Source organism: Blautia sp. MSJ-19, from assembly GCF_018918125.1.
Lineage (GTDB): Bacteria > Bacillota > Clostridia > Lachnospirales > Lachnospiraceae > Blautia_A.
Genome location: NZ_JAHLQA010000007.1, coordinates 366,937 through 381,946 on the forward strand (window position 1 = coordinate 366,937; position 15,010 = coordinate 381,946).

General features: G+C 40.3%; 3 protein-coding genes. 1 reads left to right on the top strand and 2 read right to left on the bottom strand.

From position 1 onward, the window contains the following. The first annotated feature begins 40 nt into the window (after nucleotides 1-40). Nucleotides 41-11,632, top strand: a complete 11,592-nt coding sequence (locus KQI91_RS04765; protein WP_216391716.1) for a hypothetical protein — start codon at nucleotides 41-43, stop codon at nucleotides 11,630-11,632. A gap of 105 nt (nucleotides 11,633-11,737) precedes the next feature. On the opposite strand, the gene KQI91_RS04770 is transcribed toward KQI91_RS04765, so the two are convergent. Both KQI91_RS04770 and KQI91_RS04775 read right to left on the bottom strand, forming a co-directional pair. Further along, on the bottom strand, nucleotides 11,738-14,263 hold the full coding sequence (locus KQI91_RS04770) for a C1 family peptidase (protein WP_216391717.1): 2,526 nt from the start codon (nucleotides 14,261-14,263) through the stop codon (nucleotides 11,738-11,740). Between the two features lie 136 nt (nucleotides 14,264-14,399). After that, nucleotides 14,400-14,843 (bottom strand): RbsD/FucU family protein, encoded by a 444-nt coding sequence (locus KQI91_RS04775; RefSeq protein WP_022214549.1) that lies wholly within the window; start codon nucleotides 14,841-14,843, stop codon nucleotides 14,400-14,402. Between the last annotated feature and the right edge of the window lie 167 nt (nucleotides 14,844-15,010).

Consider the following 15,010-nt stretch of genomic DNA (forward strand, 5'->3'; position numbering starts at 1 on the left):
ATATCAGGCAGCAGATCTTAATTCTGGAGGAGTGACATTCGTGAAAAAATATAAACAGGTCATGGCAGCACTTCTGGCAATGAATTTAACGGTATATGTAATGCCGACAGGTGTAGTAAAGATCAGTGCCAGTGTTGAAAGCCAGAGTAATGAAGATACAACAGAAAAAACACAGACAGAGCCCACCACGGAATCTGTTGGTGAATCGGATACGGCAGAGAATATTAGTGTAACTGCGGCAGATTCTGCAGGTGCAGAGGCTGATGCTGTCTCAGATGCAGACGATTCTTCTGAGACAGAGCCTACAGAAACTCCGGCATCGGACAGTGCAGATACAGATGTAGAAATTACAGATGAAGATACGGAGGACAGTGAAGATATCCCAGATATAGAAATTTCTGATGAGGCAGATGCAGATGCGTTAGAAGGTCAGGGAGAGAATGAGCTGTTTTCGGATGGTGTACAGGAAGAGGAAAATGTAACAACAGATGTACAGGCAGATGAATCAGACGCTCCAATTAAAGCTGATGGTACAGTTGAACTTGAGCAGCTTTTAAATTATGATTCAACTACCAAAACAATGAAAATAACGGCTAGTCAGGATTTGATTTTGCTGTCGCACTGTGACCCGAAAAAAATTCAGAAGATTAATATATATTTTTATAATTCAGGTGATATTAATGTTTCAGAAAGTAACACGAATAAGATAACCAGTGGAAAGAATATTTCTGAGTGGTTTAAAAGTACGTCAACAGCTTCAGTAAATGAAGCAGAAAATACTGAGCCGGATATGGAAATATCTGAACAGAATGAAGAAGAGGAAAGTTCTGTTATAGAGGATAATTCAGAAAGCGGGGAAGAAACTGCTGCAGCAGACAATTCACAGGATATTGCAGTACAAAGCACGATAACAGCACCTCAGGATTATACATATCAGGGAATTGGAAATGCGGATTTTCCGTTTCAGGGATATATATATGGAGAGACCAAAAGTGTAACAGTGGACCAGACATTTTTTGGGGGATTGTCTTCAAGTGTAACATATCCGGATAACTGGAAATTATCTGTTATATGGCGAGGTAATGGAACTATACCAATGGCAGCTGATGTATATCAGTTTGATGCTGCATCTGAGGAGGGGTTTTCACTTCCAATTACGATATCAGGTGATTCGTCAGGAACGATGGGAAGCCTGATTGGAACTGTCAGAGAAACAACAGAGGATGCTGGGCATATATTAAATATTGGAGATACAGTTACTTATTATGATAAAGATACAAAGGTAGCTAGAAAAGTAGGGGTAACTCCTAAAGCGGGAGATGCAGGTTTTATATGTAATACATTAAGTGGTGGAACAATTCGTATTCAAAGTGGTTACCAGTATCCAACAGGTACAAGTGAAAATAAAGTAAAAATACAATCAGCGGATGGAAATGCCGGTGGTTTAGTTGGCGTACTGGGAAATAAGGCCTGCCTTAGAATAGAAACAGATCTGACACTTGCATTTGATGATGTGAAGTCTTCGTCTACTTCGACTGATAAAAAAGGAAATGTTGGCGGCTTAGTCGGAATGTTGGGGGAAAATGCCAAAATCCAGGTGCAAAGCAAGATTACATTTAATTCTTTAACTATTTCAGGAACAGCAAATGCCGGTGGATTGGTTGGATTGATGCAGAAAAGTGCAACGATTTCAACCGAAGGAGCAGTAGAACTGACTTCACCAGATATAAATGGAGCTGTTTCAGCAGGTGGTGTAGCCGGTACAGCAGAAAATGCAAACATCACAGGTGTAAAAGACTCATTAGAGATAACGACACCAATAGCAAAAGGAACTACAGCAGATTCAAATGCTGGTGGATTTATTGGACATTGTATACTTACTGCTTCAAATCAAGAAGAAAGTACATATGTTTTGCCTGAGTGTCTTAACCTTACCTCTCCGACTGCATCAGCAAGTGGAAATTATGGCGATACTGGTGGAGACAATATTGAGAATAAAGATGTTGCTAATACAGGAGGATATTTTGGATATTTAGAGCTTTCTGGAAAATGGAACTGTACATTCGGAAATACAGATGCTGCTAAAGTTGAGTTTACGGCAACACATGGTGATAGTGGCAATCGTGATAGATCTTATGGTGCAATTGCAGGAAAAGTAACCAGTAGTACTATAGAAAGCACGATAAAAGTGCAAAATATGGATATTACATCTATATACAAGAATAAAACGGTCTACCATGGCGGCCTGATAGGAGAACTGGGAACAAAGGGAAAGTCAGAAAAATCTGTATATATGAAAACCAGTAATGTTGGGGTTACAGTAACAAATCCGTATGCAGATGGCACTGAGCGTGGCTTCGGAGGGCTTGTGGGCTGTCTTGGTCAGGGAAGTATTCTTAGAGTAGAGGGGAATACTACAATCAGCACAAACGGAAGTGATCCAAAAATTTGGGAAGGTGGCGGAATCGTAGGTCATGCTGATAAAAGAAGTGTACTGGAACTTTCTGGAAATACAGACCTTTCAGGCGTAAAGTATGTTGGAAGCAGAAAAGAAGTCGGCTGGCTGGTTGGATATCAGGATTGTGCTCTGATTTATGCAAGGGGAGACGGGAATAGAAAAGGCTGGACTTATAAACGTGGATATGCAAAAAACCAGTTTGATGTAAGAAAATATGTTGCAAATGATATTGCCAATTATGGACAGATTATTCGACTTCAGGCAGATGGCAGTGAATCTAGGCTGAGTAGCAGTCTTATTACAATTAATGATACAAATCATGCCGTGACTCTTGGAAGTCTGTCTTTGTCGGAAAGCGAGGGCATTACTCTTGGTTCTGCAGATGATTTTGCATTACTTTCGATTGCGTGGAATTCTCGTGGATATTTTAGTCCGGATTCCAATATTGGGCCGAACGAATGGGGAAATCTCAAAGGGAAAACTATAAAAATGTCCCAGTCTATAGATCTTACTGGTAGCGGTATCACTGGATTAAGCCGTGATAACAATAATGATAGCAATGATATTTATAAAGGCATATTTGATGGACAGGGAAATACGCTAACACTGGACATAGGAGAAATTTTCGGATCCAGAGACGATGGAAAGAACACGGATGGTTGTGGAACGGTGTATGCAATTGATAATTATCATGCGGCACTTGGTATATTTGCCAAAACTCAGGGGGCAACGATAACAAATGTTGTACTTGACGGTAATATTAATTTAAGTAATAAAGGAAGTAATCCGATTGTAGCAGGAGGTATTGCGGGATATACATTAGGAAAAACGACAATAAATAAAGTAACTGCAAAAGAAACAATTACAGCAGACTGTTCTGGTGCAACAGGAACAGACAAAGTAACTCAGAATCTGTCTGTTGGTGGATTTTATGGTGAAGGAAGCGGAGGAGATGTTACATTACAAAATGATACAAAAGCTTCTGCGAATATCAGTCTCGTTAATACAGGAGATAAAGGCTCCTATGCGTATGCAGGAGAGATTTTGGGACAAATTACATCGGACGGTTTCACATTGGCGGTTAATGGGCTTACGGTAGGAGGCAGTACTGAATCGGAAAACGCCTTGATCAGTACAGATGCAACAGATTATGCTTATGTGGGCGGTCTGATAGGCATCATAAAGCCAATAACGAAAGATGGAACAGTAACAAATACAATAGAAGAAAATCGTTGGATAGAGATTCGTAATTTGACATTTAACAATTTTGCAATTACGGCAAATGAGGTTACGGAAGCATGCGGTGGCTTATTTGGCAGTATCTGGGCAAATGTTGGTGTCTACTTTATGGGAGAAAAAGATGCGGATGAAGGAGCGTACGCAGGGAAAACCAAAATGACTGTAAAAAATTCTTCTATCAGTGCACAGAAGGCATCTGGTGTTGGTGGTCTTGCTTACCGGTCAAGTGGAATCTGGGAAATTCGCGATAAAGGAATTGATATTCAAAGTATAGATATTAAAGCAAAAGGCGATGTTGGTCTACTGATCTGCAGAGGAGAAAAGGGGGAAGAAGGAGAAGATAAAACAGCAGAAAATGTCTTTGACCTTGGTGCTGTGTATGTGAGACTGACAGAGAACTGGGCAGATGTTTATAATCTGGCAACAGATAATAAGATTTCAGTTGAGAATATTGGTATATTTGATGAATTTGTTGCACATACAGCTGCTAATAGTGCGGAGATTACTTACAATGGAGACAATGGAGTGATATCACTGGCAACAGCAGAATCTGGGAATGAGCGCGCAGGAGTAGAGGAAGATACCCCGGATAATTGCACAACATACCAGAATCGTACGGCTTATGGCCAGACACACAACACAAATGCATGCAGTCGATATTATTATGACCTCGATCAGTGTTGGAACTACCTGAATAGTAATCGCGAGAAGGGAACGGATAATATAATTGACGATCCGCGAGAATTAATGCTGTGGAGTGTATATCGATATGCGAGCGATAATATTAAACATTTCTTTATAGATGCTAAGAATGCCAACGGCAATGTTGTTTCAGGTGTTTTTTCAGATCTTAAAGATTGTAATACTATTGGTGCAAATTCAGGCACTGCTATTTTTAATATGAAAAAATACAGTTACTATCCAATTGACATCAGCAATGATGTTACTGTGAAAAATGCGGAGATTACATTTTATAATGAACAGATAGAAACAGCTGAAAGTAATAATAAATCCACACAGGCTAAAAATCAAATAACCCAGCATTATACTATGCATTGTGGGTTATTCCTAAATCAGTTACAAGTAAAAAGAAATACAACTGTAACTGTAGATACTGTTACTTTTAAGGGAAGTATTGGAAAAATAAGCAGTAATGGTAATTCAGGAGTGTTATTTGCCGGAAATGTTTCTGGAACAGCAGATACACAGTTATACATTGCAACGGTAATATTGAAAGAAATTACATTTGCTGGATTAAAAGTTAATGAATGTGAGACAGGATATGCACCGCTTTTAATTAATAGTATTGGAAGCTATGCAACATTAGATGTAAATGGAATTAAAACACAGGATTATACGGAACAAACGGCTGTGGCATCCAGCTTGATTGGAAATGTAGGTTCAAATGATGGAAAGCAGATCAATCTTTCATTTTTAAATATTACGTTGCCGGATATGCCAGCGGGTGGAAATGATGGGATTTTTTCGCATGCTACTTTGCTGGAATCATTTAAACATGATGGTACATCTTCTGTAGCAACCTATAACTTTTATATGGATGATGAATGGAAGAATGGATCATATACGCATGGTGTAACTTATGGACGGGAAATTACTGAATCAGTCGAGTATAGAGAAAATGGCGAATCGAAACAGCTGTGGTATTACGATGAGGAAAATTATGGAAGTAATACTAACCGAGTACACACAGATGCAGATGATCTGACAGGTTTTTCCTCAGTATCATATCTTCCTTATGTATGTGAGGGATTTAATGAATCTAACAGAACTCACGAGATTAAAGTAAATCAACGTGTAATTGATATTACGCATGGCTGTGGCACGTACAGTCATCCATATAAAATTACTTCTGAGAGAGAAATGAACATTCTTTCTGAGTATATGGCAACAGGTACAGCGAGAACTGACTGGCGAGTTACAATCACCAATTCACAGTCTTCCTACCATGTGAGTGGTGATACAGATAAATATAGTTATTCAGGAGATAAAACATATCAGTTTGATGGTACGGAATGGATACAGGTAACGAAGAAAACAGTAAGTGGCAAAGAAGTTTGGGAAAGCGTAAAAAATTCAAGTGGTGATAAAATTACATTGAGCAGAGAGTTTATGCTGCAATATCTTCTGAATGCTTATTATGATTTACAGGGAAGTGGTACAGAAAAACAACTGAAGTTAGATAATTTTGGCGGCTTTGGTATTTCCACCCGTCCATTCCGTGGTGTGCTCACCAGCAGCAATGGAACAACAGTTGTTCTGAGTGGTACAAGTACCAGCAATGGTCTGATTCCTTATAGCTACGGAAGCGTGGTAAAGGACCTTGTTATTTCTTATGAAAAAGGCGAAAATACCGGTAAGACATTGACTTATGATGATACAAAAACTTCAGAGTATTATCAGGATGAATGCTTTGGAGGAGTGATTGGCTGTGTACTGGGTGGAGATAATATTATTGACAATGTAACTGTACAGATGGAGAGTGGATGGCTGACCCTTGCAGGGGATAAGGCACATCTGATTCAGGTAGGCGGTTATGTTGGATCTGTCAGTGGTGGCGGAGTGATTTTTCGTGATATGCCGAAAGGAACTGGTCTGGCAGATGGAGCAGTTTCCGGTATAACAGGAATTGCTGTTAATGACAAATATGATCATATGTATGTGAATCCGTACGTAGGTCGTGTGTTGGATGGATTTGCATTTTATGAAGTCAGCGATACGAATAAGTATGAGGAGAAACTGGAAAATTCAAATAAAAATTACGAAATCAATACACTGAATACATCAAAGACAGATAGTGTAACCGTGGATGAAAATAATACAGTTACAGTAAAGGATGCACAAGGACTGTTAATATTATCTGCAATTGTAAATAGTGGAGCTGCATCTGGTGGAGCTAATAATGCTTATAGTAATATGACAGATAACACAACGCAGTATTCAACAACTGGTGATAGTGTAACGTATAGTTTTGCGGGAAAGTATGGTAAAGTACGAAATGCATCTTATGGCAGCATCAAAGGTACAGCAGAAGATACAGAAAAGACACTGTCCATGGCAGATGATCAGACAAAACCAGGAACTGGCAGTATGCCGTATTTGATTAAAAAATATTGTAAGGAAAATGCATCAATATTCAGTCTTTGCAGTTCAGGAATCAAAATTAAACTGTCAGGCGAAAGTTACGATATGACAGGTTATGGAAAAGGATTTCAGGGATTTGGCGTTCGTTATGTATCCAATGCTATTTTGAGTGGAAATAACGTTAATGCAAAAGGAATTTTACCGGAACTTTCCAGCTTTGAGGGAAAAAGCACTAACAGTATTGTAACGATTGATACGCAGGTAAACGAGTATGTGGATGATGATTTTAAGACTGCATCGGTGGGCGGCTTATTTAATCTGCTTCGAGTAGGCAGTGATGGTACGGTTAGTGAAATCAAGAATCTGACAATTTGTGGAAAGAAGAACGAAGAGACAAATTCATACAGCGGAGTTGTTCTGCAATATTATAATTCCAATGGAAGTACAGCTACAGTTGAGAATTGTAATGTAGATGTAGGCGCTTTCGCGGGAGCGGTATCTGGGTTATCTGCTACATCAGGAAAAACAACAGGAAAAGCAACGTTCGAGTCTGTAACACTTCAGAATCTGAATATAGATGGTCCGCAAAATGCAGGTGGTCTGTTAGGAAGTTCGAAAAGAACTGATAAATTAGAAAAAAATACAAATGGAACTCTACGCGAAACGGGAACAGCACTTCTTTTTAAGAGTTTAGATGCTGTATTTTCTGTTGGAATCACAGCAAAAAATACAGAGCACGATAATATTACTGTTACAGCAGCGAATGCAACTGGTGGATTTGTAGGATATATAGATAATGATGCTGACAGTTCACTTATTGTGACAACAAAAGATAACACTTATCGAACAGGCAAGGATTCCAAAATTGGAAAGAGTGATAATAATACGACTGCTTATGCCGGAGGAGCATTTGGCTATGTAAAACGCTCAGATGATAATGTGGGATCATCAGTAAATTTAAATACAGGTGGAACAGAAGAGTATCAGTATGCAGTGATGCAGAATGTTACAGTAAAAGCAACAGAATGTGCCGGAGGTTTTTTCGGAAAAATCGACGGAAAAACATATCAGATTAACAAGGCTGAATTTACAGGAAACAGTGCAAAAGCAATGGCAGTTATTTCAGCAGATTCAGCGGCTAAGTACGCTGGTGGAATTATAGGTTTGGCAGATGGAAGAGGATCTGACTGTACACTTCAAAGCTGTAAGGCAACTTGGGCAGAGATAACAGAGAAGAATACGGCTTCTACAGATAGCGGTGTAACATCCGGACATGGTGGAATTGCAGGTAGAATTCAGACTGCACAGATTACTGTCAGTGACTGTACTGTACAGGAAACTTCAGTAACAGGAGGAAAAGCTGGTGGAATTATTGGCAATACCGCGGTCAGAACAGTGATTAAAGGTTGCAAGGTACTGGGGGCAGATAATAAGAAATATGAGTTGACCGGATCTGAAACAGCAGGAGGAATTATTGGGCTTTCGAATGCAGGAAGTGCCAAGATTCAGATGGAACAATGCAAAGTCCGTAATATGACGATGCTTGCTAAAAACTGGGGCTGCGGTGGAATGCTGGGAGATGTTGACTGGAATGCTGTGCTCGACACACTGTATTTGTTTGACTGTGCAGTAGAAAATTCAGAGGTAAGTGGCAATAATAACTCAGGAACAACTGCCGGTGGATTTGTAGGTGATATACGAGGAAAACTGAAAGCGGCGGATTTATTATTATCTGGTGTAACAATCCATACAAAGAGTGAAAACAAGGTAGGTATGGTTATTGGTATGGCTGACAGCAGAACAGGTGGGACTGCGACTGATAAAGAACCGGGCATTGTGTCCGTGGCTGGCCTGAGTATACAGAATGTGCATGCGTATTGTGATGCCGACTCAGAGAAGAAGTCGCTGACACAGTTGTATGGAGTAATTGCTGATGCTACAAAAGATACGACTGAAGATAATATGAAAAAGTACAGCTATTTTGCTTTTGCGGATTATACCGGCACAGCATCTGCTCATCAAGAGAACGATGATAAGACACTTGTAGGTGAGACAAAGGAAATTTCTCCTTATGTTGTAACCAGTCCTAAGAGTCTAATGGCAGTATATGAAAGTGAGGACGTGGATGCAGCATCTGGATACCTTTATGGCGATGGTTCGTCATGGGGAACAGATAATAAACTTGTGGCAGAGACAATTTGGGGAGAAAGCAAGAATGGAGCAACGGCGGGTCATTATGCATATAATAATATTACTGACAGTAAAAATGCAGGTTATGTGAAAGATTTTGACTTCTCAACAGCATTTTCTACATATAATGAAAATCAGTCCGTCAAGGCGTCAACAGATTTTCCAGTATTACAGATTAGTGGTGGAGATACTACCAAGGTGACAGATTATCTTAATATTGTGACAAATGGAGCATTTTCTATCGCAAGTAATACAAGTACTACATCGGTAACAGTTACAGAAGATGTGTATAAATATGTAATGGACGCAGACAGTGAGAAGGGAAAATTTATAAAAGATTCTACAATGGAGTCGCCGTTGAAAATAGAAACCAGAGATGGAAAAATCGCTTTTTCAACCACGACAGATTATGATAATGATAAGAATCGTTTTACTCTTTTAACAGTGACATTCACAGAAATGGATATAGATGGGGAAACGGAACATAAATATAATGTAATGGTTCCTGTTATTGTCCGTCGTATGCTGGAGGTGGATTTTTCGGCTACATTGAGTTATGGAACCAATTTCAGAGAAAGTGATTATGAGAACTTAAGTGCACATGTTCTGGAAAGTTTTGGAAGTTCTATAACAGGTTATCTGAAGTATACTTATAACAGTGAAATGGGAACATTCAGAGACTACGGATGGCAGAGTTATATCAATGCCGGAGGAGATGTGGCTGCTTCATTAAATAAATCTATCTGGTTTGACCAGAATGTGCCACTTCCAGAGGGAACACAATTATCATTGGTAGATTCCCAAAATGGTAAAGTATATTATTATACAGCTACTGGTGAGGAAAATAATAAAATTGCATTTAGTGCTTTTGTGAATTCTGATGGAGATGCATATGAGGCTCCAAGCATTGCTGAATTGATGAAAGCGAAGGTTGAAAAAAATTCGGCAGGTATCTTTGTTAAAGTTGAAGAAGACGGAAGACCGGCAGGAACAGAGATTTCCAGTGACAAAACATATCCTAAACCAACTGTTCGGATTGGAGATGATTACTATAGGCTGGCAGGATCAGATGATACTGGAGGAGATCGTTATAGCGTTACGGTTACAGATACAAATTTGAAGGATGGTGATGTGAGTGATGTTACAGAATCGTTTTATCTGGTAATTACGGTTCCTAAAGACAGTAAGAGTAGTGGCTTGAATGGAATATTAAAGACAGAAATAGAAAAAACGGTTCCGAATCATATTAATTATATGCTGATAAATGGAGTGGGGGAAGAGGGAATAGATCCGCAGGGTAATTCTCCTAGTACTTATGTCATTTCCAGTGGATATAATCAGGTTCTTAATGAGTCGTCAGAAGTAACGTTACTATCTAAAAAAATGAGTGCAGCAGAAACGGCTTTGAATGTAGATGTAATAGATACCATTACATTTCCAAACAAGCAGATTTATCAGGACACAGGAACGGTAAAAGATGAGTTATACCAGAGATTTGTAGGAAGTTTACAGAAGACAGTCAATGGTAAAACTTCTGCTGCACAGTTTCCAAGTGGAACGACAGGAAATGCACAGTTTTATGTATATACAGAAATTGACGGGACAAGAGTTTATTATATATACAGGAATGGAGTATGGAAACCAGCAGATGAGTCAGGAGACGACGTTGCAGTAAGTTATACATGGACTTCTGACGGTAGAAATATGGAATTACCGTTAGCAGATGGAACAATTGATAATATAATCAGCCTTCAGGGTGCTCGTAAGTTGGTAAAGGATGCTACTCAAAGTAAAAATAAAGATGCGGAGACAAGCACTTTTTATGTGGAAGTAAAAATGGAGGCTTCCATACCCGCAACGGGACTTGATGTGATTCCGGAATCAGAGGAGAAAAATAATTTACCGGTAGATTACGCTAAATTGACATATTCTTCGCAGCTTTCCACAGAAACGCAAAGTCTGACATACAGTACAAACCGTGCATCTGAGATGAATACACTGACTAAATATTACCGCGAAGAACCAACAGGTGCAAAACTCACATACGAAGCGGATCTGGACAAGATCGGACAGCTGGGAATCAACCTTCTGGATTTGCAGTATCAGGATGAGATTGAAACGCAATATTCGATGATTGATACAAATGCTACATATGATCTGACAAATATGAAGAATTTGGATACTGCACTGAAAGATTCCAACGGAATCAGGTTTACTTTGAATTTGCTGCCGAAGAATACAATTGCAAGCGGAACTTCATCATTGGAAGATTATCAGGAAGCAGTAAAAGATGCAAAGCAGTATCTGGAGATAAATTTAAGATCTAAAGCATCAGGTGAGGTAAAATATAGTAACGGTACGTGGTCATGGACTGTGCCTAAGACGACTTATTGGGACGACACAAAAAAGACTGTGAATACGACAAATGATGTTTTTAACGGAACAGTTTTGACACAGGATATTCAGCTCAAAGTCAGGATAGATAATGTGGAAGCTGCAAATGTAGGACACTATTATTCAAACTACAGAGTTGTACTTACAGCAGAGATTCTGAAAAACGATGGTACAGTTATGGCTAATACACATTTAGATGACAATATCATCTATACTCTTGCAAAGATTAAGCCAGAATTTATAGATTAGACCACAAATTAATAGCGTTCAACGAATCTGAACAAAAGAAATCCCCGGTCAGGAGAATGTCATTATGACAGACTTTTCTGAGCGGGGATTTTGTATACTCAAAATTTAAAATTTCTTTATGATTACACTCTTTGATTTCTTCCGCAGCAATTTTTTATAAGCACTATATTTTTTCTTTGGAACGCGTACAGTCATTTTCTTTACGGACTGATCAATCCGGGAAGAGACGGTTTTGAGTTTCTGGCTTTTGATGGTAATGGTGCATCCGCTCTTTACACTGCGAAACGCATTGCTGTCGATTTTGGTAAGTCCGGTGCCAATCGTCACCTTCTTCAGATTTTTGCATTTATAAAAAGCATTTTTTCCAATCACTGATACGTTGTTTCCAATCGACACGGAAGTAAGTTTTGTCTTGCTCTGAAAGGCTTTGCTTTCGACAGAAGTTACGCGGTATGTGATGCCATTGTATTTGATCGTAGAAGGAATGCTGACGGTTTTGATTTTGCTGTTCGTTGTGCCATAACAGGAGACCGTATTTTTTCCGGTTACGCGGTATTTCAGTTTGGAAGAAGCGGTATAACTGCTTCGCCATTGTGCATACAGAGTAACATTCTGTTTTATACGAATTGTTTTTCCAGGCTGGTACATGGTGCCTTTTCCATCTGACTGTGTGTTCCAGCCAACAAAAAATCTGGATGTGCAGAATGGAGCACTGCTGATTTTTACGGATTGACCGGCCGTGCAGGTAGTGCTGTTCTTAGGCATGTTTCCGACAGAAAGTCCCGTATTGACCTTGTAACTGACTCGATAAGTGACCGGAGTTGGAGTCGCGGTTGGAGTTGGAGTCGCAGTTGGAGTTGGAGTCGCGGTTGGAGCAGGTGTTGCAGTAGGTGTAGGTGTCGCGGTTACGGCTGTGCCGGAGGTATCGAGAGTTTTTGTATGTGCTTTGAGTGAAAAACAATAACTCAGATCACTCTGACCGACATCAACCCATTTGCGTCCATTCAGAGAATAAAAACTCTGATCGAGGGCGATTCCGGCGATGGTCGTAAACCAGGAATTATTGCTGGTTGATTTTTCCAGATAATACCGGTCATGTCCGTTCATTACCTTGATCACGACAGAATAAAGGCTGCCAGGCTGCAGGGTAACGGGACTGCTCAGAGAAATCGTATCAATGCCGGCGTAACTCTGGGTATAAGTGAGTGGCTGTGCATAGGCAGGAGTGCCGCTTGTCGGATCGGAAGAATCCGTCAGATTCGTATAGATCTGTATCTGGAATTCAGTACTGTCCTGAGGTGCGGCAGTGACGATCTCGCCAAGCTGTTCAGTCTTTCCGTTTCCGGCACTGGCTTTGAAAATATTGGAAAGATAATAACTGTTGCCGCTGCTGGTTCCGGGGAAAGTTACACTGCCTGTGGAGGCACCATCATAAAAATAATTGTTGGCATACTCAGGGGAGGTGGTAGCAGTATTACATACCATATTTGCGATAGAATTATCTTCATAGGAAAGATAAAAATATCCGTCGTCCCCCCAGTCGGGACCATAGCTGTTTTTGACGATCCATGCTCCGTCATTTTCTACATTGGAAGCGGCAGAAAAATTATTTCGGGAATAGCTGTCATCCCATCCTATGAGTGTGACTGCGTGATTGACAAGACCGGAGGCCGGGTAACAGGAAGCAGCAGTATCGGCATTGTAATAGGTTCCGGTTCCGTCCATATAGATCATTGCAGAAACCGAATGATATTCTTCCAGGAGCTGCTTGGTCCGGTCAACACTGTATTTGGAAAATACAGCATCTTCCATATAGGCAGATGTATCGTAAGCAAGACTGTCCGGCCAGGTAGTGGCAGTATAGGAAAGTGGGACTTTGGCTTCGGTGGTCATACCCGACCAGGTGCTCAGGAAAAAGGAAGCGACCTGTCCGTTTCCGGTTCCGTGATAGTCATTTTTCGGACGGATGATCTGATCACCGGCAGTATTTCCAAGCGGATCATTTACTCGATGAGCCCAGAAATAAGCAAGATGTTCTTCGGAAAGATCCCAGGTTCCAAGGTTCCTGGAAAGCAAAGAAGTTTCAAGGTTGGAAGCAAGGCTGAAAGCCCAGCATAAATTAAGACTGCCCTGGTCTTTGACAGAGGTGATCAGGCCGTCTTTGCGCGCATCGTAAGAGGCAGGATAAAGTGCATAAGTAGCAATATCCAGATTGCTTTCAACAATCTCTTCAGGAACACTGTCGGTAAGTTTCAGGAGAGGAGCAAGCTGTGCCTGTCGTTCTGCATCTGTAAGTGGACGTCCGAGGATATAAGCCGGTTCGTCGGAAGTTTCAGAAGAATATCCAGAAGTAAAAGTGTCGCTGATTTCTCCGGAAGAAAAGGAATCCGATGCGGAATCCAGACTGTCAGAGGCAGGTGCTGTGTCGGAATCCTCCGTTTCTATGGTAAAATCTACGGAATCTTCTGTATCAGTGCCGGGATTTTCCTCTGGCTGATCAGTTTCCTCGTCAGAGGAAAACGTGATATCAATGTTGGCAGGTTCTGCGGCATAGATGGAAATATTTCCAAGCATAAGGCTTCCTGCCAGAAAGAGGGAAAGTCCATGTATAAGTTTGTTGCGTTTTTTCATTGAAATCCTCCAGATCTCTTTGGTGCAAAATGTAATAGCTCACTTTTATCATAGCATATACGACAAAAAATGCCAATAAAAAGCCCCGAAGATCCAAAAGACCTCCGGGGCAGCTTAGGAAAAATCTGATTTTTGATTAGTTGTTGATGACAACACCTTTCTGCAGCATAACGTTTGCGTACAGAGCTTTTTCGCTTGTAGAAATGATGCAGTAAGCTGTTTTTGCTTCATCATAAAATGCGAATCGTTCGATATTTCCGACAACGGCATCGCCTCTGTCATCGTATTTGCGGATGATTTCTTTGTAGGTATCCCAGATTGGTGTTTCTACATCATCCCCAGGCATTACTTCCATCAGATTTACCGGATGTTCTACGTATGTATCCAGTGGGAAAACTTTCAGGATTGCTTCCAGAATTTCCGGAACACCATGTCCGTCGCAGCGAATTGTGATTGCATTTTTACCCATGGATTCTACAGGGAAGTTTCCGTCAGCGATTACAAGGCGGTCGCTGTGACCCATCTCGCACAGTACTTTTAATAATTCTGGTGATAAAATTTCAGGAATTCCTTTTAACATATCTTTATGCCTCCGTTTAAATATTTACTGATTTGTGGCATATCCCGCACAGGGATGACCTTTATATAAAGAATGTACCTGCATTCCATATACTTTGCAAGGGAATATTTTCCGATAAAAGATGAATATTTTACGGTTGACAGAATAGAGGTTAAGATGTATGATTA